Genomic DNA, 19,350 nt, shown 5'->3' with positions numbered 1-19,350 from the left:
CGATAAAAATAATCACAGTATTTCTTTTAATGGACGCGACCTTGCCGGATTACTGGTTGATTGCAGTGTGGCACAAATTAATGTCAAAGGAATGAATGTATTAAGTGCTGCACAAAAAATTGTCAAACCATGGCCGCAGATTAAAAATGTGGTTTTAAAGGCGGAAAAGAATCCGGTATTGGACAAGATTGACATAGAGCCGGGGGAAACGGCTTGGCAGGCACTGAGCAAAATTGCCTATAAAGCTGGGTTGCATGTCTGGCTTGAACCTGATGGTACGCTGGTAGTTGGAGGAGCCGATTATGCTAGCCAGCCTGTAGCTTCATTGTGTCATAGTAAAAATGACAATCGGCGTAATATTCAAAGTATTGAAATTGAGTACAGTACGGAAAATCGCTATTCGGAAGTAACGTTTCTTGGACAAAGCCATACACGCTATGCCAACTCATCTAAGCATGATCTGAAATGGGTTTATAAAGATGAAACCATGACGTTATATAAACCTAAAACGGTTGTCATTGGTGATGCTGAAAATCTGGAACAGCTCAAAGTTCAGGCTAAGAAAATGCTTTCTGACTGGCGCCTTGAAGGTTTTACTTTAACAGTTACTGTTGCCGATCATAAAACCCAAAATGGTGTTTTATGGAAACCCGGGCAAAGGGTACATGTTATCGATGAAGATCAGCAGATAGATGCGATTTTTTTTATCATGGGACGTCGGTTTTCTCTGAGCCGAAGCGGAGGAACGATGACAGAACTTCGCTTAAAAGAAGATGGAATTTGGACTCCAGATGCTTATGTGAAAAAGTCTGCTGCTGCGCGTTCACGCAAAGGTAAACGTAAAGGAGTGACTAACCGGCAAGTTAATCAATTGAAACGTTAGTAATGAGTTGAAACAAATTTATAACAATAATGGGTGTATTAAATGAGTTATGTTGCAAAATTAGTTAATAAAACCCGGACAACCATTTCTAATACAACTAGTTCTGTGCGGCAGGCTTTTCGAGGCAGGTTGACACGTGTCAATGCTACTGAGCCGATTCAATCTGCACAAATTTCTGCTCTAGCTGATGAGTTGTTACAGGATGTGGAGCATATACAGCAATTCGGTTTTACCAGTAATCCGCCGGTTGGTTCTGAAGCTATTATTTTACCGCTAAGCGGACAAACCACCCATGGCATTATTATTGGAACTGAGCATGGGGCATATCGTATAAAAGCTTTGGCTTCTGGTGAGGTGGCTGTTTATAACCAGTCTGGCGCATCTATTACATTAAAGAATGGCAGATTGATAGAAATTGACTGTGAGACTTTGAATATTAAGGCTCCAGCTGGTGTGAAAATTGAAGCAGCTGCCGGGATTAGTATTGATGCTCAGGCTGGTGTGGATATTACTGCTTGTAATGTTAGTTGTTCTCAGGAAATTACTGCTGCGGGTCAGATTAATGGAAATGGCGGATTGGAAATTAAAGGGGGGCAGGGTGCAACCTTTTCTGGCAATGTTGTTCAAACTGAAGGCAGCTTTACTACGGTAGGTGATGTTAAAGCCGATGGTATCAGTCTGACTGAACATGATCATACTGTAAGTGTAGGCAAACCTGTCTGAAATCTACTAAAGCTGTTCAGCTTTATTTTAATGCTGTAACACAAGTAAATTATAAAAATATATAAATGGAATGATTTATGGACAGAGAAATTAATACCCGAAATGGTGATTACAGCGGACATACAATCAATAATCTGCAAAACGCTGTTTATCTGCGTCTGATGACGCCGCTGGGCAGCTATTGGGGAGATAAAAAATTGGGTTCGTTGCTTTATACATTGGAGCGTGAGAAAGATGTGCAATCTGTTAGCTTACTTGCTCAACAGTATGCACAGCAAGCATTACAGCCCATTATTGATGATGGACGTGCAACAGATATTTCTGTGACAACTTTGCAGACACATAATGGCCAGCTTCATTTGAATATACAGGTAACTGAGATAACAGGAGAAAAATTTATATTTGAATGTCCGGTTAAAGTAATCTGAAAGAATAATTAAATGGATTTTAAATATGCATAATATTCCTACCTTTGAAGAGATCCGTCAGGCTATTTTGCGTGATATGGTTTCATTAAATCCAGAAACAGATGTTTCTTCAGATAGTGATAATTATATACGTGCTAGTAGTTTGGCCAGTTGTGCCACTGGTCAGTATGCCCATCAGGCATGGATATTAAAACAGTTTTTTCCAGATACGGCAGATACGGATTTTCTGGAAAGACATTGTAATCTGCGTGGCATACGACGTAAAAATGCGACTTCGGCCAGTGGTACTGTTATCGCACATGGTATTCCGCAATCATCAATTGATGCTGATTTGCAAATTAAATGTGGAGAACATTTATATACGGTTTTGGAAAAAGCTTACATTAAAGAAGATGGTACTGTTGTTTTGAGCATAAGGTCGCTTGAGCCTGGTGCCATATCAAATCAACATAATAAGACAGCACAGTTTATGGCTGCTCCTGTGGGTGTATCCAGTGATCTGGTAAACCTTGATGTGACTGGTGGTACTGATGTTGAAAGTGACAATTCTTTATTAAATCGTTTGCTTGATTTATTGCGTCGTCCACCGGCCGGAGGTAATCAATATGATTATAAAGCTTGGGCTTTGAGTGTGGATGGGGTGACCAGTGCTTATGTTTATCCCTTACGCCGCGGATTAGGTACGGTCGATGTGGTTATTACCAGTGGTGATAATGTGCCCAGTGACGACATAGTTAGTAAAGTACAAAATTATATTGATTCTGTGCGCCCTGTTACTGCTAAAAACAGTATGGTAATCAAGCCTGATGTAACCAAGGTAGACATAGAAGTGAAAGTTAGCCTGTCGGGAGGGGCTTTTGACAAAGCTGCAAACGATATTAAACAAGCACTACAAGAACATTTCAGCGCATTAAAACCAGGTGATAGTGTAATTGCCTCTCAGCTGGAAGCTGTAATCAGTGATGTAGCAAGCGTGACAGACCGAAAAATGACTTTGCCTAAGGGTAATCTGGTGGCTGAAACAAACAAAAAAATAGAGTGGTTTATGCTTGGTGAGGTTGATGTGGGCTTGCTATGAACTACAAAGATACCCTATTAGGATTACTACCCCCAGTCGCTTACAACCGTACCGCCACCACAATAAGAAATGCAGCCGCCGTTGATGGTGCCTGTCTGGATGAAATCCAGAATGCTGCACGCCGCAAGCTTGGGGTTATTGACCCGCGTACATCGGGCAACTACATCATACGCTGGGAGGAAGTGCTCAATCTGGATCCTACCGGCAAGAATGGTCAGCAGAGAATACAGGCTGTCATCACGAAAATCAACGAAACAGGCGGCTTGAGTATTCCCTATTTCATGCAGATGGCTGCATCCATTGGATACGACATCACCATAACAGAACCGCAACCTTTCCGCGTCGGTATCAGCCGAGCCGGGTACAGGCTGGCACGTGAAGACATCATTTGGGTATGGTGGGTAAATATCAAAAATGCAGACAGCCGTGCAACTCGATTCCGTGCAGGTATGTCTACTGCCGGTGACAGATTAACAGCATATGGCGATGTCGTAATTGAAAGTGTATTAAAAGATTTAAAACCGGCATTTACTGATATACGTTTTACATATAAGGATAAATAAATATGTATCCAATAGATACACAGGACGGCTTTTTTCACGATGGCGATGGTATTAGCGAACTAGGTACAGTTCTACCTGCCAGCTGGCTGAATCAGGTACAGGCTGAACTAATCGCCATCCTGACCGCAGCCGGCATCAAGCCAGAAAAGGCAAATCAGAGTCAAGTCATTGCTGCTATCAAGAAATTGATTGCCGCCAATGTTCCTGCAAGTGCCACAGATAAAGTTGCCGGCATAACTAGGATTATTGATTGTCTGGATTCAGATGATGCATTGGCGGCTTTATCAGCACGGCAAGGTAAAGCATTGTTTGATTGCAAACTGGATAAAGATGGGGTAGCTAAAACTGCACTTTATGCAGAACTGATTGCTGCACGAAAAATCGGTGGTGTGACATTTAATGCCAAAAGTGATATTGATTTACCCGGTGTTAATATAGCAGGTAATCAGGATACTACAGGGAATGCAGATTCAGCTACTAGACTAAAAACTGCACGATTGATTAATGGCGTCCCTTTTGATGGTTCAAAGGATATAAACACGACACCTTCTGGCGCAATCATGTATTTTTCCCAGAGCATGGCTCCTATCGGCTGGTTAAAAGCAAATGGGGCGGCCTTGTCGCGGACAACATATTCAAATCTTTTTGCCGCAATAGGTACGATGTACGGATCTGGCGATGGAAATACAACATTTAATTTACCAGATTTACGTGCTGAGTTTATTCGTTCATGGGACGATGGACGCAATGTTGATGGGGGCCGGAAGTTTGGTTCATGGCAAGATAGTCAAAATCTTAGCCACATGCACAATGGCAGAACGTGGGAATCTGGAGCCCACAACCATACCGGTTGGACTCATAACAATGGCGATCACAATCATGGGGTTCCAATTAGCACTAATGGTGCTGGGTCTAATTTTGAATCAAACGGCGGCAATATCGAAAGATGGGGATCTACTAATAATTCCGGTATTCACAGCCATTATTTTGTCACTGATGTCAACGGCAATCACACCCATGATTTTGCCACCGATGTGAGCGGGGGTAATGAGGCCCGACCTCGTAACATTGCGTTATTGGCTTGTATCAAAATTTAAGGATCGATGTTATGAAAAATTATCCTTTAGAAATTCCTGTTTGTCAGCTTGATGAAAACAATTTTTTTACGGGAATAACCAGCGCTGATTTAGACCCTCTTGAGGGAGGGGGCCATTATTTAATCCCACGCTTGTGTATTCAGACTGATGAGCCCGAACAAAAAAAAGGTTTTATTCCGCAATGGAATAATGGACAGTGGGAATATATAGAAGACCATCGCGGTGAAACCGTGTATTCTAAGAATACGGGTGAAAAACAAATTATTGTCGCGGTTGGTAAACTACCTGATGATGTAACTACTTTTGCTCCAGCGCCTTTTACTGAATGGTCAGAAGATGCCGGTGCATGGGTGGATGTGGATAATGCAGATGAATTATGTCTGCAAGATAAAAAGGAAAAAGCAGGAATAATCACCCGCAGCCAGTTTTTGACTGCGATCGAATTGCAATTCAGTAAAAATAAAAAGGAATTGCTGGATATTGCTAAGCGTGAGCTAGTCGGCGACCATTTAATCAAGGTAAGAAATGTGATATCGGAAGCTCCAAGTTTTACGCTGATGGATGACAATATGTGGGATTTTCTTACGCAAACGTTAAATATCAGCAACGAGCAGATTTTTGTGCTCTGGGATGAAGCGAAGAAAAACTATTAATTAAGATTCGAAAAATGCGCTGGGAACTCTCGGCGCATTTTAAATTGATATGCCTGAAAACTTAAAAGTTTGCGCTATTATGCTTTATATTCTGATTCTTTTTTTAATTTTATTTTAAAATTTTATCTAAATTTTAATTAAACGATTGACTTAATCAGTCGTTTAATTAAAAATATTACTTTGATAAATTCTGTGGACATTTTTATGAATGAGTTTAAAGAAGCGGAGCGAGGTGATTTAACACGCCGAGCGTTGATTGATGCTGCTATTAAAGTATTTGCCCGTGATGGCTTTCATGCGGCTAGTACACGGGAGCTTGCTCATGCAGCCAATGTGAATTTGGCACTGATTAACTACTACTTCAAAGGAAAACAAGGGCTGTATTTAGCGGCTTTTGAAGAAATTACGACCCAGTTAAAGAGTGAAATATCGCCAGTAGAAGACAAGATTCGCCTTTGTCTCGAGAAATATGATTGGTCGACATTGGATAAGGATGGAAGAAAGGAAATTCTTTTGCCCTTGTTGCTGGAGATGGCAAATACATTTTTAAAACTGCTGACCAGTGATAAAACCAAAGAGTGGGCGCAATTGATTATGCGTGAACAGCAGGAGCCTACAGCTGCTTTTGAATATGTTTTTTCAACATTTATCAGGCCCATGCTGACGCAAATTATTAGATTGATAAAAGTTTTGCGTAATACTGATGAAGAAGAGGCTGCGATGATCACTTTCAGTGTTTTTGGGTTGCTAGCTGTCTGGCGGGTGGTTCGTACTGGTATTTTGAGACGAATGAACTGGACAACAATTGGTGAAGAAGAATTGCAGAAAATACTGCCAGTTGTGCATCGCAATATCATCGCGGTGGTCTTTGCCTGAGGGAGAGGGAGCATGATTAGCAGAAAACGAATATTGACTGGTGTGGTTGTCGTTATTGCTTTAATTGCGTTGTACTCAGGATGGCATTTTTATCAGGCAGCCAGACAGCCGCTGACGCTTTATGGGAATGTTGATATCCGCGAAGTTGATATGGGTTTTCGTCAGTCAGGCCGACTGTTGTCTGTAAAAGTGAAAGAGGGTGATAAGGTTAAAAAAGGGCAAATATTGGCATTGCTGGATGATGTGCCTTATCGTCATGCATTAGCACAGGCTGAGGCTGAAGTGGCAAAAGCACAGGCAGAGCTGCAAAAACTTGAAGCCGGAAACAGGCAGCAGGATATAAAAGTAGCAGCTGCTGCAGTAACAAAAGCACAGGCGGTGTTGCAGCAGAGCGAAGCGGATTTAAAGCGTCAGCAGCAATTAGTCAAAGCAGGCGATGCAAGTGAAAAAACGCTCGAACAAGTACGTAGGGATCGAGATGTAGCGGTGGCTTCACTGGCTTCGGCACAGCAGACTTTATCGCTGCAAAAATCAGGTGCGAGAATTGAAGAAATTGCGGCAGCGAGGGCGCAGTTGCGGGGCGCGCAAGCAGATTTGGCACAGGCGCGTACTGCTTTAAATGATACGGTGCTACGGGCACCAGATAATGCTGTGGTGATGAGTCGAGTGCGGGAACCGGGCAGTATGCTAAGTACGCAGGATGCGGTGTATACGCTGTCGCTACGCAAGCCAGTATATGTTCGTGCTTATGTTGATGAACCGGCTTTGGGGAAAATTGCACAAGGGACGCGTGTTTTTATTTACACGGATTCTTCAGCTAAAGTTTATTCCGGCCAGATAGGTTTTATTTCTCCGCGTGCAGAATTTACGCCTAAATCTGTTGAAACCACGGATTTGCGTACTGATTTGGTTTACCGGCTCAGAATTACTGTATTGAATGATGATGATGCGTTGAAACAGGGTATGCCGGTGACGATTCGGCTGAGCGATAAGGGAGTCTGAAATGGCGCAGAGGCCTGCGGTGGTGTTGGATAAGGTTTCGCGCTGTTTTGGTGAGATCAGGGCACTGCATGATGTTAGTGCAGCTATTTATCCCGGCCGACTAACGGGACTGGCCGGCCCTGATGGTGCAGGAAAAACCACGCTAATGCGGCTGATGACTGGTTTGATGGCACCTGATAGTGGGCACATTAATATTGCCGGCTTAGATACGGTACAGGAAGCGGACAGTATAGCTCTAAATGTGGGTTATATGCCGCAGCGTTTTGGTCTGTATGAGGATTTGTCTGTACTTGAAAACATGAAGCTTTATGCCAGATTGCGCGGTCTAAATGCGCAGGAAAGCCAAAGATCGTTCAGTAAGCTGCTGGCATTTACCCGTCTGGAGCCTTTTTCCAAGCGCCTTGCTGGTCAGCTTTCCGGTGGGATGAAGCAGAAGTTGGGATTGGCCTGTGCGATGATGGCTGCCCCTAATGTTTTATTGCTGGACGAACCTGGTGTTGGTGTAGACCCCTTAAGCCGGCAGGATTTGTGGCAGATGGTGGCAAAGCTGACTGGGGACGGGGTTGCTGTGGTATGGGCAACAGCCTATTTGGATGAGGCAGAGAAGTGTGATTCGGTGCTGCTGCTAAATGAAGGCAAACTGGTATTTGATGGTAGACCGTCAGACTTGACGGCCAGACTACAGGGGAGAAGTTTTGGATTAAATGGTTTTAATGAAAACCGGCGGTCTCTTTTGAGTAGGGCATTGAATTTGGATAGTGTCTGTGATGGCACAATTCAGGGGGCTTCTTTACGACTGGTTCTCAGACACGGTCATGATGCGAGAGAAATTGAGGCGCTGGCTGCGGACACAGGGGGCTCGATCCGTCCTTTAGCGCCCCGATTTGAAGATGCGTTTATTGATTTACTAGGTGGAGGTCCGAAAGGGACGTCGGCACTGGCGGCAAAGATGTCTTCTTTTCCTAATTTAGCCACGGCCGCTGTGGAGTGTATTCATCTAACAAAAAAATTTGGGGATTTTATAGCCACAGATGATTCCAGCTTTCAGGTAAAACAAGGTGAGATTTTCGGGTTGCTTGGTCCCAATGGAGCAGGTAAATCCACCACATTTAAAATGTTGTGTGGTTTGTTGCGTCCGAGCAGTGGACAGGCGCATGTGGCCGGACTGGATTTGCGCCATGCTACTAAAAAAGCCAAGTTGAAACTGGGCTATATGGCGCAGAAGTTTTCACTTTATGGCTTGCTGAATGTGGAGCAAAACCTGAATTTATTTGCTGGTATGTATGGTTTAAGTGGGGGCACCAAGCAGCAGCGCATTGAGGAGATGATTCAGATTTTTCAGCTGACACCTTATCTCAGACATTCACCTGATGAGTTGCCTTTAGGTTTCAAACAGCGGCTGGCATTGGCTTGTGCGCTGATGCATCGTCCGCCGGTTTTATTTCTGGATGAGCCCACTTCTGGTGTAGATCCAATTACGCGTCGGGAATTCTGGATTCATATTAACGGAATGGTGCAGAAAGGGATGACGGTGATGGTAACGACGCATTTTATGGATGAGGCAGAATATTGTGACCGTGTGGCTCTGATGTATCAAGGACGGTTGATTGCTTTGGATACACCCGACCGGTTGAAAGAAAAGGTACGTACAAGTGCAGGAGATGAACCAACGATGGAGCAGGCATTTATCCGATTGATTGATGCGGCGGATTGTGCAAACTCTGCTGAACGTAATGGCTGTACGGAGGCCGTATGAAGCAGGGGAAAAGTGCTGTTAAGAACCGTCTTGGTGCACTTATTTATAAAGAAAGCCTACAAATTGTACGCGACCCTTCGGCAATATTCGTCGCTTTTGTATTGCCGGTTATTTTGTTGCTGCTGTTTGCTTTTGCTGTTTCGCTGGATGTGCGTAAAGTGCCGGTAGGTGTGGTACTAAGCTCAGATACGCCGACGGCACAATCGCTGGCAGCAGCTTTTTCTGGTTCACGTTACTTTACTGTTTTGCCTATGCGTCATACTCAGGAGGCAAAAGCAGCAATCATAGCCAGTAAAATTCGAGGTTATGTTGTGATTCCTGCTGACGTAGAAACTCGTTTACATAGCCGTAATAATGATCTGCTGATTCAGGTGATTGCGGATGGGTCACAACCTAATACCGCAAATTTTGTTACAGCCTATGCGCAAGGGATTGCTTCGCTGTGGTTAGCTCAGCATGGTCAGAGTACTGTTTCACCGGTATCAGTCCAGCCTCGTTTCTGGTTTAACGCAGAACTGGAAAGCCGGCGTTCACTGATACCGGGTTCTATAGCCATTATTATGACGATGATTGGTACGCTTTTGACGGCGCTGGTGGTGGCCAGAGAGTGGGAGCGTGGGACGATGGAAGGCTTGCTATCTACCCCCGCAACGATTACGGAAATACTGCTGGGCAAATTGTTGCCTTATTTTGTACTGGGTATGCTGGCAACGCTTGGTTCGGCGCTAATGGCCGTATTTGCTTTCGATGTGCCGCTCAGGGGTAGTTGGCTGGTGCTGATGATGCTGGCTGCAGTATTTTTGATTCCGGCTCTGGGACAGGGGCTGGTGATATCGATATTAGCTAAAAATCAGTTTATTGCCGCGCAGTTGGCTGCTTTCACGGGTTTTTTGCCGGCGTTTATGTTGTCCGGTTTTCTATTTGAAATAGACAGTATGCCATGGCCGATCCGGTTGATCACTCATATTATTCCAACGCGTTATTTTGTTGAGGCGCTGCAAACGGTTTTTCTGGTAGGCAATGTTTGGTCGCTCTTATTGACCGATATGCTAGCCATGCTATTAATCGGGGCACTGTTGTTTGTTCTGGCACGAGCAAAATGTCATAAAAGTCTGGAGGGATAAGGATGCTGTTTTCGCTTCAGCTGCGCGCGCAGATTATCAAGGAAATTCTGTGTTTGCTGCGTGATAAAAGGGCGCGATTTATTCTGATTGTGCCGCCGATTATGCAGTTAATGATTTTTTCTTTTGCGATTACACTTGATGTGCGCAATGTTACAGTATCGGTTTATAACCGTGACAATGGTTATTGGTCGCAGGAGCTGGTGCGAACCATAGAACATGCTGGTTTTGTAAAAAAGGTGCTGGTGACAGACAATCCGTCTGCGTTGCATGCCGATATAGACCGAAAACAGGTGCTGTTGGCGATTACTATTCCAGAAGATTTTTCTCGAGATATCGCTGCCGGTCAATCTGCCAGTTTGCAGGTGATTATAGATGGACGTCGTGCCAATGCCGGCCAAATTGCCTATTCCTATATTGAGAGAATTGTCCAGAATATGGGAATGCAAGCTCAGAAGACAGAACGGATTGCGGCTAGAAATTTCTTTAATCCGAATTTGAATTATCGATGGTTTGTTGTACCAGCATTATCAGGCATTCTGATATTTGTGATTGCGCTGATGACAGCTGCGTTGTCGATTGCGCGTGAGCGGGAGCTGGGTACCTTTGATCAGCTGCTGGTTTCGCCTTGTACACCGGCTGAAATTATCATTGCTAAATGTGTCCCTGGTTTCATCATCAGTATTATGTTGTCTTTAATGATGATTCTAGCGGCAGTGTTGATTTTCGGCATTCCGTTTACCGGTTCATTGCTGCTGTTACTGATGGCGATGATGGTATTCATTGTTTCCATTATCGGCATCGGACTGGCCATATCAGCTTTTTGTTCCACTCAACAGCAGGCAATTCTAGGGGTGTTTGGGGTCATGATACCGATGGTGATGATGTCTGGATTTGCCACGCCGGTGGAAAATATGCCGCAGGTGCTGCAATGGCTGGCAGAGCTGATGCCGTTTAAACATTATCTCATCATACTGCATGGTGTGTTTCTTAAAAATATGCCAGCAAAGGAGATTTTCCATAATGCGTGGCCGATGCTCTTGATTGGCTGTGTAACACTGAGCATTGCGATTATTTCAGTACGGAAAAAATTAACATGAATAGATTGCGCTTATCCATTTTGTTTTCTGGTACTTTATTGCTCTGTGCCTGTATCAGTGCACCGCATTATCAGGGACCACACGCTGTCCAGATGCCCAAACAATGGACGTTGCCTGAAAAAGATAATGAACCGGCAGAGGCTCTGGATAAATGGTGGCAAAATTTTCATGATCCGCTACTTGACCGGCTTATAGATGAGGGACTAGCCAATAATCATGATATCCGCCATGCCGTACTCAAAATCGAAGAAGCGCGTGCAATACTGGCTGGTACGCGCAGTGGTTTTTGGCCGACAGCGGATGCAGAGGGACGTAGTACACGTAGTCGCAACAGTGACAACGTTAGCTTACCCAATCAGCGCTATCAAACGCGAAATTATGCTGGCACCGCTATTACATGGGAAATTGATTTGTTTGGGCGTGTGCGTAATAGTGTAGCCGCGGATGCGGCACGCTATCAGCAGCTACAGGAAGATGCTGATGCCATTAGACTTAGCGTGGCTTCAGAAATTGTGCGCAGTTATTTTGATATGAGAAGTGCGCAGGCTCAATTACAAGCCCAAGAGCGTATTTTGGAGGCACTTCGTGGGACACGTAAAATTGTGTTGCGCCGAGTGCAGGCCGGAGATTTGGCTCAAATAGAAATTCAGAATATCGATACACGCTTATTGTCTGCTCAGGCTGCTATTCCAGAAATACAAGCCCGCATCCGTGCCGAAGCATTAGCGCTGAGTATTTTGACGGGTGGTCAGCCAAATAAGGAGTTATTCCTAGTCAGCACTGCTATTCCAGTACGCTCTTTGCCGGCTATTCCGGCTGGTAGTCCAGCAGATATTTTGCGTAGGCGGCCGGATATCCGTGCTGCTGAGCGTCAATTAGCAGCCAGCAATGCTGAGGTGGGGGTGGCGGTTGCCGCACAGTTTCCGCAACTCACTATTAATGCCAATGGTGGTTTCGATGCTTTATCATCCGGTAAATTAGTCCGCTCATCTAATCAGAGCTGGTCGGTATTTCCGTTTATTTCATGGCGGATTATGGATGGGGGCAAAATCAGAGCGGAAATACACGCTGCGCAGGCAAGACAGAAAATGGCGGCAGTGGATTATGAGCAAACAGTGCTGAAAGCGTTGAATGAATCTGAAACTGCGATGAGTAATTATCAATATTATCAAAAATCTGTGTCGAAGTGGACTGAAGCAGCGGTGCAGGCGCAGCAAGTTTTCCGCAGCCAGCAGCGGCGCTTCAGTGCTGGCGATATATCTATGGCAGATGTACTTGAAGCGCAACGGCAGTATGCCGAGGCACAGTACTCACTTGCACTGGCTCAAGGCAAAGCCAGCAGTGCCATGGTAGATGTGGTCAAGGCACTTGGCGGAGGCATTTGAGCATGCAAATCTAATTACTGCCCGCTAAAAATAGCGTTATCTAAGTGGCAAGTGGAATATACGTGTATAGGTTCAACACAGAAATTTTGTTAACGTCGAGCCAATATTGCGGTAGATAAGTATTCCTTTATGCCGCTGGCAATGGAGCTGGCCACTTTCTGACGGAAATCACTGCTGGATAGTAAACGTTCTTCAATTGGATTGGAAATAAAAGCAGTTTCAACCAGTATTGAAGGTATATCCGGTGCTTTTAAGACGGCAAAATTTGCCTGATCAACACTACCTTTGTGAAGATTATTGATTCGGCTTAATTGATTTAAAACATCCTTGCCTAGTTTTAGGCTGTCGTTAATAGTGGCTGTCTGGGTAAGGTCAAACAAGGTATTGTTGACATTTTTGTCTGTAGAATAATTTACCCCGCCGATTGAGTCGGCCGCATTCTGCGTCTGCGCCAGATATTTGGCTGCTGCACTAGTGGCGCCTTTGGGGCTAAGGGCATAAACCCCTGTACCTTTGGCAGATGGATTGGTAAAGGCATCGGCATGAACGGAGACAAACACATCAGCTTGCAGTTTACGTGCTTTGGCTACGCGTACTCCCAACGGAATAAAAATATCTTCGTTGCGAGTCATATAGGTTTTATAACCATATGAATCGAGTATTTTTTTTATTTCTCTGCCGATAGCCAGTACTACATCCTTTTCATGCAGCCCAGATGGGCCGGTTGCTCCGGGATCTTCACCACCATGTCCTGGGTCAATCATGATAACCGGCTGGCGGTTAAGCTTGTTTGGTTTGCCGGGCTGTGGTGGCTGATTAGTCACCGGCGGTTTGATTACAGGTGTTTTTTGTACCGGCGGTGTGGAGGCAGTGGCCTGAGGACGGGTTGTGCCATCGCTATTGACCTTGCCGTGGCTGTAGTCTTGTAACAGTGCCATTAATGGGTCGTTTTTTTCCTGCTCCATGGCCACTGTAGCGGTAGGATATAAATCCACGACCAGACGATTTTTGAAATTGGCCACTGGCGCCAGCGAAAACACTTGCGGATTAACGGTGGTTTTCAAATCCATCACGATACGGATGGTTTCAGGATTAAACTGGCCGATACGGACACTTGCGATATACGGATCCATCGGAATCACTTTGCTGCTCAGCTCCCGCAATACCTGATTGGTGGCGGAACCTTGAATATCAATGACCAATCTGTCCGGATTTTTCAACTGAAAATACTTGAACTGGATAGGTGTGGTAGATTCCAATGTCATTCTGGTATAGGCTGTGGCCGGCCAGATACGAGAAGCCACGATGTCGGCGCCGGCCTGAGCGGCACGGGCAAATGGAGTAAGGCTAATTAAAAGCGAACCGGTGGAAGCAATCAATAATTTCCGGCGGCTAATGTGAATAGGCATGGTTATTCTGTGATCTTGTTTAGAGTGTGTTTTCCAGTGGCCGTGAGGGCGCTCATTCGTACGGTACGGCCATTTTCTTTTATTCTGATATTTAAAATAATGTCTGCTGGCGGAGCCAGATCACCGCCAAGCTGCGGCCATTCAATCAGAACAACGCTGTCTGAAGTGATTAGTTCGTCTAGTCCTGCATCCAGCCATTCTTCAGGGCTTTGAAATCGGTATAAGTCAAAGTGATGCAAATCAAATCGATTGAAGGAATAAGTTTCGACAATATTATATGTAGGGCTTTTGACTGCACCCTGATGGCCCAGTGCACTGAGCAGACCGCGGGTAAAAGTGGTTTTGCCTGCACCTAGATCTCCCTCCAGCCAGATGATTAATGGCGGGCTAATATGCTGAGCAAAACGGCTGCCCAAGTGTAGGGTATCGTTTTCATCGGCCAGAACAGTTTCTTGGATGTGAGAGGCAGACATGATGAGTTTAGATAAATAAAACGGGTTTATTATGCGATAAAGTTTGTAAGAGTGAAAGTATTAAAGTTTAGCAGTTTTGTGATTTTGCCAAATTGATTCCGAATTTTTACTACGCCTATGATAGCTCTGCTGTAAGTATAAGCGCGGGTCAATGTTATAATTACCTTAATTAAAGGGTCTGTACCGGTTCAGGGCACGGTGTGCTGAATGGTTTAGGCTACAGATGAAGAGACTCATGACAGCAATTGAACAGCGCCCGATAGGCGTATTTGATTCCGGGGTAGGCGGCCTGACAGTGGTACGGGCGTTAATGGAACGACTGCCCAATGAAAATATTATTTATTTCGGGGATACGGCACGAGTACCGTATGGGGTGAAGTCCAGACACACCATCGAAGCCTATACCGAACAGATTGTTTCGTTTTTGCTAGAGCATGATGTGAAGGCGCTAGTGGTGGCCTGTAATACCATAGCGGCAGTAGCACGTGAGAGAATCCGGCAGTTGGCCGGCAGTATGCCGGTACTGGATGTGATAGCTGCCGGTGCGCAGGCAGCACTGAATAGCACACGCAATAATCATATCGGTGTGATTGCTACCAGTACCACTGTTAACAGCAATGCCTATGCACGGGCGATTCACAAGCAGAACCCGCAAACACGGGTTTTCTCACAGGCCTGTCCCCTATTGGTACCACTGGTGGAAGAGGGCTGGCTAGATCATGAAGTCACTCGCTTGACTGCACGCGAATATCTAAAACCGATACTGGCTGAAGATGTGGATACACTGGTATTGGGCTGTACACATTATCCTTTACTCAAACCCTTAATTCGACAGGAAGCACCGGGACTAAAATTGGTTGATTCAGCCATTACTACTGCAGAAGCCACGGCGTTAGCACTGGAAGAAAATCAGCTGGCCAATCCAGATCATACCGGCGCGCAATACAGGTTTTATGTCAGTGATATTCCTTTGCGCTTTCAGACTATCGGAGAACGGTTTCTCGGTCGCAGTTTGGAGCAGCTGGAAATGGTGTCTTTGGGGTAAAACTTCAGCAAGAGGGAGAAACTGACATGATGAAAAGAATTGTGATTCTGATTTCCGGACGTGGCAGCAATATGCAAGCCTTAGTTAAATCTAATATTGCACAGGCGGAAATTGTGGCTGTTATCAGTAATCAGAGTGATGCAGCAGGTTTGGCATGGGCGGCTGAGCATGGTTTGGCAACTGAAGCCCTAAATCATCGAGACTATGAAGGCCGAGACGCATTTGACAGGGCACTGATGGAGCGTATTGATACGTATCAGCCCGACCTTGTAGTTTTAGCTGGCTTTATGAGGATATTAACGCCGGTATTTTGCACGCATTATGTGGGCCGGCTGATAAACATCCATCCCTCTTTGCTGCCTGCTTTTCCCGGACTGCATACGCATCAGCGGGCATTGGAGAGTGGTTGCCGCGTGGCTGGGTGCACCATTCATTTTGTTACAGCTGAACTGGATTGTGGGCCAATTATTGCACAGGGTGTCGTCCCTGTTCTGGATGGCGATACAGCTGAAATTTTGGCTCAGCGCGTGCTACGGATTGAACATCAGCTCTTGCCGCAGGCAGTGGCTGATTTTGTTGCAGGTAATCTGGTAATACAAGGTAACAGAGTAAACAAATTGGAAGCTGGTATAACTGATGGTTTGGTCTGCTTAAAAAATTGATTGGTGTACGTGGCGTATGAAATTGAAATTGTGGGCGAAAATAGTGTTGGTTTGGGCTGGTTTAATGCTGGCTTCTGTAATTCATGCGGGAGAGTTGCCGCAGCGGGCACAATTACAGTTTGTTGACAATAATGGTCTGTCAGTCAATATGGATTTTGAGCAAAAAGGTGGGAAGTTTCAGATTAGCACTGATCTTAGCTTGCTGATTTACCAAATGCAGTTTGTCTCTAGCGGTACGTTAAGCGGGACAATGCTCAATCCGCTTACCTACACAGACAGTCGTTTTGGTAAACTCTACGCTCAGGCACGGTTTAACGGGCAGAGTGTGGATTATGGCAGGGTATCTGATACCAGCAGACATCTAGCAGTAAATGGACCAGTGTATGATATGTTTGCATTGGCATGGCAGCTTGGCTTTAATCAGGGAAAACTTCCGGTAAATACGTATTTAACCAATGGCAAGAAAGTATACCCGCTGGATGCGGTTAAAAATCTGGGCTCCGCTCAAATAATGGTTAATGGGCAGCACATCGAAATTAGCCAGTACAGCATCAGTCGTGGTGATGATCGGGTGGAATATGCATTTGCACCGCAGCTGAACAATATTCCGGTACGCATCAGTTATATGGACAATGGTAAAGTATATACATTGCAGCTGAAGGCTGGCCAGATAAACGGGAAAGCTATTTAAACAATTATGATCAATGCACAACAACTTGATTTAACCACTTCCGCATTAGCGCAGGTGTTAACATTCCGCCAGCCGGCAGATGTCGTGCTGTCTTCTTTTTTCCGCCGTGAGCGCAAACTTGGTGTTCGTGACCGGCAAGAAATAGCTGAAACGGTATTCGCCACCATCCGGCATTTACAGAAAATCCAGCAGATGTTGCCAAAACCGCATAATAAGCCTCGGCGCGCGGCACTCGCTGCGCTGGTTTTAGGCCGAGGCCTCAGTGTTCATGCGGTAGAGACTTTGTGTGATACCGATGAGAAAGATTGGCTGGTAGAGCTAAAAGCCCACAAGTCTGAATTTGCTAGTACGCTTTCCACAGCAGCAGAATTGCCGCAATGGATGATTGAATGCCTCCAGCAGCAGGATTGGGATGATGAGCAAATTGTTGCTTATGGCCGCAGTGTCATGCAATCAGCACCGCTGGATGTACGGGTCAATACCCTGAAAGGTAAACGTGATAAAATTTTGGCTGCGCTACAGGCTGAAGGTCTGCGTGCAGAAGCCACCCCTTATTCACCTTGGGGGATTCGTTTTCCCGATAAGCCGGCTTTAAACCGTCACCCACTGTTTCTGGATGGCGTACTGGAAGTCCAGGATGAAGGCAGCCAGTTGCTGGCATTACTAACGGGTGTAAAACGCGGACAGATTGCTGTAGATTTTTGTGCCGGCGCCGGTGGTAAAACACTGGCTATGGGCGCAATGATGGCCGGTAGCGGACGATTGTATGCTTTAGATGTGGCAGAAAAACGGCTGGCTAATCTTAAGCCGCGTATGGTGCGCGCTGGATTAACCAACATTCATCCACAGCGTATCGATAATGAGCACGATGCCCGCATTGCCCGTCTCAAAGCGAAGGCAGATTGTGTGCTGGTGGATGCACCCTGCTCAGGTCTGGGAACTTTACGCCGAAATCCTGATTTAAAATATCGCCAGAACAGTGACAATGTTGCTGCATTGCAGCAACAGCAGCAATCTATACTACAAGCAGCTTCAGCGTTGGTACGTCCCGGCGGCCGGCTAGTATATGCCACATGCAGTATTCTGGAGGCAGAAAACCAGCAACAGTTAAATGATTTTCTGGCGGCCAATAACGGCTGGCACATCGAACCGGTGAATACGTTGCTTAAAAGCCATAAGCCGTCTTCCATGCACAGTGATTATCTTCAACTATCAACCAGTGAACATCATACAGACGGCTTTTTTGCCGCTGTGCTAACACGCATTAAGTAAATGAAACAAGGAAAGTAAATGAGTACTCAGGAAAGAATTAAAAACATTGTTACCGAACATCCAGTGGTGTTGTTTATGAAAGGGACAAAACAATTCCCACAGTGTGGTTTTTCATCCCGTGCAGTACAAATTCTGCAGGCAGCTGGTTTAAAAGACTTTTATACTGTGAATGTACTTGAAGATGAAGAAATCCGTCAGGGTATAAAAGAATATGCCGACTGGCCGACTATCCCGCAGTTGTATGTGAAAGGCGAATTTGTTGGTGGCTCTGACATTATGCTGGAAATGTATGAAGCAGGAGAATTGCAGACTTTGTTGGCCTCTGTCTGACCAGAATTGGTTCAGAGGATTTTCAACTAGCTGATTTCATTCAGGTGTTATAGCAATTATTTTTGGAACAGGCTATGAATATTAATGTGATTGACCACCCGCTGGTAAAGCACAAACTGTCACTGATGCGTGAAGAGGATTGCAGTACCTATCGTTTTCGCACACTGACAAAAGAGCTGGCGCGTTTAATGGCATATGAGGCCAGCCGTGATTTTGACGTGGAAATTGTCAAAATGCAGGGCTGGTGTGGTGAGATAGATGCTTACCAAATTAAAGGTAAAACGGTAACCGTAGTGCCAATTCTGCGTGCTGGGTTGGGTATGCTCGACGGCGTATTGGATTTGATTCCAACTGCTAAAATCAGTGTGGTGGGCTTGCAGCGCGATGAAGAAACCCTCGAACCTGTACCTTATTTTGAAAAATTTGTCAGCCAGATGGATAAACGTCCGGCTCTGATTATCGACCCAATGCTGGCTACTGGTGGTTCTATGAATGCCACCATTGAGCTACTGAAGAAAAAAGGCTGTAAGGATATCAAGGCACTGGTGCTGGTAGCTGCTCCAGAAGGTGTGAAAGCCGTTAATGAGGCTCATCCCGATGTCACCATCTATGCGGCTGCTCTTGATGATCATCTGGATGAAAATGGCTACATTATTCCTGGACTAGGTGATGCCGGCGATAAGATTTTCGGTACCAAACACTGGTAATCTGAAGTCGGATTCTTTCACCTGCTGACAATGGGTCAGACATGCATATACTAAAAACAGAATACTTAGACTAAGTATTCTGTTTTTTTATGCCAA

At 45.3% G+C, this 19,350-nt stretch carries 21 protein-coding genes and 1 pseudogene; 20 read left to right on the top strand and 2 right to left on the bottom strand.

Annotated features, from left to right (window positions below; translation table 11 throughout):
• The 14 genes and pseudogenes from ACQP6D_RS01715 to ACQP6D_RS01650 form a co-directional block, all read left to right on the top strand.
• The coding region (locus tag ACQP6D_RS01715; protein ID WP_427857278.1) for a phage baseplate assembly protein at positions 1-883 on the top strand (883 nt) is incomplete at its 5' end.
• A gap of 42 nt (positions 884-925) precedes the next feature.
• Positions 926-1,606 carry a phage baseplate assembly protein V gene (locus ACQP6D_RS01710; RefSeq protein ID WP_427857277.1) on the top strand — a complete coding sequence of 227 codons (681 nt, stop codon included), beginning with the start codon at positions 926-928 and terminating at the stop codon, positions 1,604-1,606.
• Between the two features lie 77 nt (positions 1,607-1,683).
• Complete coding sequence (locus tag ACQP6D_RS01705) at positions 1,684-2,034, top strand: phage GP46 family protein (protein ID WP_427857276.1); 351 nt, start codon at positions 1,684-1,686, stop codon at positions 2,032-2,034.
• A 25-nt stretch (positions 2,035-2,059) separates the two neighbouring features.
• The gene (locus tag ACQP6D_RS01700) at positions 2,060-3,112 is read left to right on the top strand and encodes a baseplate J/gp47 family protein (protein WP_427857275.1); all 1,053 of its coding nucleotides are present in this window, start codon (positions 2,060-2,062) and stop codon (positions 3,110-3,112) included.
• On the top strand, positions 3,109-3,675 hold the full coding sequence (locus ACQP6D_RS01695) for a YmfQ family protein (RefSeq protein ID WP_427857274.1): 567 nt from the start codon (positions 3,109-3,111) through the stop codon (positions 3,673-3,675). Before ACQP6D_RS01700 ends, ACQP6D_RS01695 begins: the two co-directional genes overlap by 4 nt.
• Positions 3,676-3,677: 2 nt before the next feature.
• Positions 3,678-3,863 (top strand): annotated as a pseudogene (locus tag ACQP6D_RS01690) (phage tail protein); the annotation flags it as partial.
• Positions 3,861-4,772 carry a phage tail protein gene (locus ACQP6D_RS01685; protein WP_427857466.1) on the top strand — a complete coding sequence of 304 codons (912 nt, stop codon included), beginning with the start codon at positions 3,861-3,863 and terminating at the stop codon, positions 4,770-4,772. The pseudogene ACQP6D_RS01690 and the gene ACQP6D_RS01685, both read left to right, overlap by 3 nt.
• 11 nt (positions 4,773-4,783) lie before the next feature.
• Positions 4,784-5,425: a hypothetical protein gene (locus ACQP6D_RS01680; protein ID WP_427857273.1), complete on the top strand. Its 642-nt coding sequence runs from the start codon at positions 4,784-4,786 to the stop codon at positions 5,423-5,425.
• A 204-nt stretch (positions 5,426-5,629) separates the two neighbouring features.
• Positions 5,630-6,301, top strand: a complete 672-nt coding sequence (locus ACQP6D_RS01675) for a CerR family C-terminal domain-containing protein (protein WP_369608141.1) — start codon at positions 5,630-5,632, stop codon at positions 6,299-6,301.
• Between the two features lie 12 nt (positions 6,302-6,313).
• Positions 6,314-7,303 (top strand): secretion protein HlyD, encoded by a 990-nt coding sequence (gene hlyD / locus ACQP6D_RS01670; RefSeq protein WP_427857272.1) that lies wholly within the window; start codon positions 6,314-6,316, stop codon positions 7,301-7,303.
• A gap of 1 nt (position 7,304) precedes the next feature.
• Entirely contained in the window at positions 7,305-9,059 is a 1,755-nt protein-coding gene (locus ACQP6D_RS01665; protein ID WP_427857271.1) for an ATP-binding cassette domain-containing protein, read from the top strand.
• Entirely contained in the window at positions 9,056-10,183 is a 1,128-nt protein-coding gene (locus ACQP6D_RS01660) for an ABC transporter permease (RefSeq protein ID WP_427857270.1), read from the top strand. Before ACQP6D_RS01665 ends, ACQP6D_RS01660 begins: the two co-directional genes overlap by 4 nt.
• A 2-nt stretch (positions 10,184-10,185) precedes the next feature.
• On the top strand, positions 10,186-11,280 hold the full coding sequence (locus ACQP6D_RS01655) for an ABC transporter permease (RefSeq protein WP_370387253.1): 1,095 nt from the start codon (positions 10,186-10,188) through the stop codon (positions 11,278-11,280).
• On the top strand, positions 11,277-12,665 hold the full coding sequence (locus tag ACQP6D_RS01650) for an efflux transporter outer membrane subunit (RefSeq protein WP_427857269.1): 1,389 nt from the start codon (positions 11,277-11,279) through the stop codon (positions 12,663-12,665). Before ACQP6D_RS01655 ends, ACQP6D_RS01650 begins: the two co-directional genes overlap by 4 nt.
• 89 nt (positions 12,666-12,754) lie before the next feature.
• Here ACQP6D_RS01650 and ACQP6D_RS01645 read toward each other — a convergent pair whose 3' ends face one another.
• Both ACQP6D_RS01645 and tsaE read right to left on the bottom strand, forming a co-directional pair.
• Positions 12,755-14,074: an N-acetylmuramoyl-L-alanine amidase gene (locus tag ACQP6D_RS01645; protein ID WP_267390198.1), complete on the bottom strand. Its 1,320-nt coding sequence runs from the start codon at positions 14,072-14,074 to the stop codon at positions 12,755-12,757.
• 2 nt (positions 14,075-14,076) lie between these two features.
• Entirely contained in the window at positions 14,077-14,547 is a 471-nt protein-coding gene (gene tsaE, locus ACQP6D_RS01640; RefSeq protein ID WP_267390199.1) for a tRNA (adenosine(37)-N6)-threonylcarbamoyltransferase complex ATPase subunit type 1 TsaE, read from the bottom strand.
• Between the two features lie 235 nt (positions 14,548-14,782).
• Between tsaE and murI the strand changes: the two genes are divergently transcribed.
• The 6 genes from murI (at position 14,783) to upp (ending at position 19,254) form a co-directional block, all read left to right on the top strand.
• Positions 14,783-15,592, top strand: coding sequence for a glutamate racemase (murI, locus tag ACQP6D_RS01635; protein ID WP_100152467.1), 810 nt, complete (start codon positions 14,783-14,785; stop codon positions 15,590-15,592).
• A 29-nt stretch (positions 15,593-15,621) separates the two neighbouring features.
• Complete coding sequence (purN, locus tag ACQP6D_RS01630) at positions 15,622-16,254, top strand: phosphoribosylglycinamide formyltransferase (RefSeq protein WP_427857465.1); 633 nt, start codon at positions 15,622-15,624, stop codon at positions 16,252-16,254.
• Between the two features lie 16 nt (positions 16,255-16,270).
• The gene (locus tag ACQP6D_RS01625) at positions 16,271-16,945 is read left to right on the top strand and encodes a DUF3108 domain-containing protein (RefSeq protein ID WP_367413290.1); all 675 of its coding nucleotides are present in this window, start codon (positions 16,271-16,273) and stop codon (positions 16,943-16,945) included.
• 9 nt (positions 16,946-16,954) lie between these two features.
• Positions 16,955-18,217 (top strand): RsmB/NOP family class I SAM-dependent RNA methyltransferase, encoded by a 1,263-nt coding sequence (locus tag ACQP6D_RS01620; protein WP_427857464.1) that lies wholly within the window; start codon positions 16,955-16,957, stop codon positions 18,215-18,217.
• An 18-nt stretch (positions 18,218-18,235) separates the two neighbouring features.
• Positions 18,236-18,547, top strand: coding sequence for a Grx4 family monothiol glutaredoxin (gene grxD, locus ACQP6D_RS01615; RefSeq protein WP_100140078.1), 312 nt, complete (start codon positions 18,236-18,238; stop codon positions 18,545-18,547).
• A 74-nt stretch (positions 18,548-18,621) separates the two neighbouring features.
• Positions 18,622-19,254, top strand: a complete 633-nt coding sequence (gene upp / locus ACQP6D_RS01610; protein WP_100140079.1) for a uracil phosphoribosyltransferase — start codon at positions 18,622-18,624, stop codon at positions 19,252-19,254.
• Positions 19,255-19,350: the final 96 nt, after the last annotated feature.

The organism is Snodgrassella sp. CS2 (assembly GCF_050310315.1).
GTDB lineage: Bacteria > Pseudomonadota > Gammaproteobacteria > Burkholderiales > Neisseriaceae > Snodgrassella > Snodgrassella alvi_E.
The sequence above is the reverse complement of the archived record's forward strand: the minus strand, read 5'-3'. Positions and strand labels throughout refer to the sequence as shown.

Bases quoted from the DNA above. Each gene is read 5' to 3' on its own strand.
- ACQP6D_RS01710 (WP_427857277.1), top strand. From the start codon at position 926: ATGAGTTATGTTGCAAAATTAGTTAATAAAACCCGGACAACCATTTCT.
- ACQP6D_RS01705 (WP_427857276.1), top strand. From the start codon at position 1,684: ATGGACAGAGAAATTAATACCCGAAATGGTGATTACAGCGGACATACA.
- ACQP6D_RS01700 (WP_427857275.1), top strand. From the start codon at position 2,060: ATGCATAATATTCCTACCTTTGAAGAGATCCGTCAGGCTATTTTGCGT.
- ACQP6D_RS01695 (WP_427857274.1), top strand. From the start codon at position 3,109: ATGAACTACAAAGATACCCTATTAGGATTACTACCCCCAGTCGCTTAC.
- ACQP6D_RS01680 (WP_427857273.1), top strand. From the start codon at position 4,784: ATGAAAAATTATCCTTTAGAAATTCCTGTTTGTCAGCTTGATGAAAAC.
- ACQP6D_RS01675 (WP_369608141.1), top strand. From the start codon at position 5,630: ATGAATGAGTTTAAAGAAGCGGAGCGAGGTGATTTAACACGCCGAGCG.
- hlyD (WP_427857272.1), top strand. From the start codon at position 6,314: ATGATTAGCAGAAAACGAATATTGACTGGTGTGGTTGTCGTTATTGCT.
- ACQP6D_RS01665 (WP_427857271.1), top strand. From the start codon at position 7,305: ATGGCGCAGAGGCCTGCGGTGGTGTTGGATAAGGTTTCGCGCTGTTTT.
- ACQP6D_RS01660 (WP_427857270.1), top strand. From the start codon at position 9,056: ATGAAGCAGGGGAAAAGTGCTGTTAAGAACCGTCTTGGTGCACTTATT.
- ACQP6D_RS01655 (WP_370387253.1), top strand. From the start codon at position 10,186: ATGCTGTTTTCGCTTCAGCTGCGCGCGCAGATTATCAAGGAAATTCTG.
- ACQP6D_RS01650 (WP_427857269.1), top strand. From the start codon at position 11,277: ATGAATAGATTGCGCTTATCCATTTTGTTTTCTGGTACTTTATTGCTC.
- ACQP6D_RS01645 (WP_267390198.1), bottom strand. From the start codon at position 14,074: ATGCCTATTCACATTAGCCGCCGGAAATTATTGATTGCTTCCACCGGT.
- tsaE (WP_267390199.1), bottom strand. From the start codon at position 14,547: ATGTCTGCCTCTCACATCCAAGAAACTGTTCTGGCCGATGAAAACGAT.
- murI (WP_100152467.1), top strand. From the start codon at position 14,783: ATGACAGCAATTGAACAGCGCCCGATAGGCGTATTTGATTCCGGGGTA.
- purN (WP_427857465.1), top strand. From the start codon at position 15,622: ATGAAAAGAATTGTGATTCTGATTTCCGGACGTGGCAGCAATATGCAA.
- ACQP6D_RS01625 (WP_367413290.1), top strand. From the start codon at position 16,271: ATGAAATTGAAATTGTGGGCGAAAATAGTGTTGGTTTGGGCTGGTTTA.
- grxD (WP_100140078.1), top strand. From the start codon at position 18,236: ATGAGTACTCAGGAAAGAATTAAAAACATTGTTACCGAACATCCAGTG.
- upp (WP_100140079.1), top strand. From the start codon at position 18,622: ATGAATATTAATGTGATTGACCACCCGCTGGTAAAGCACAAACTGTCA.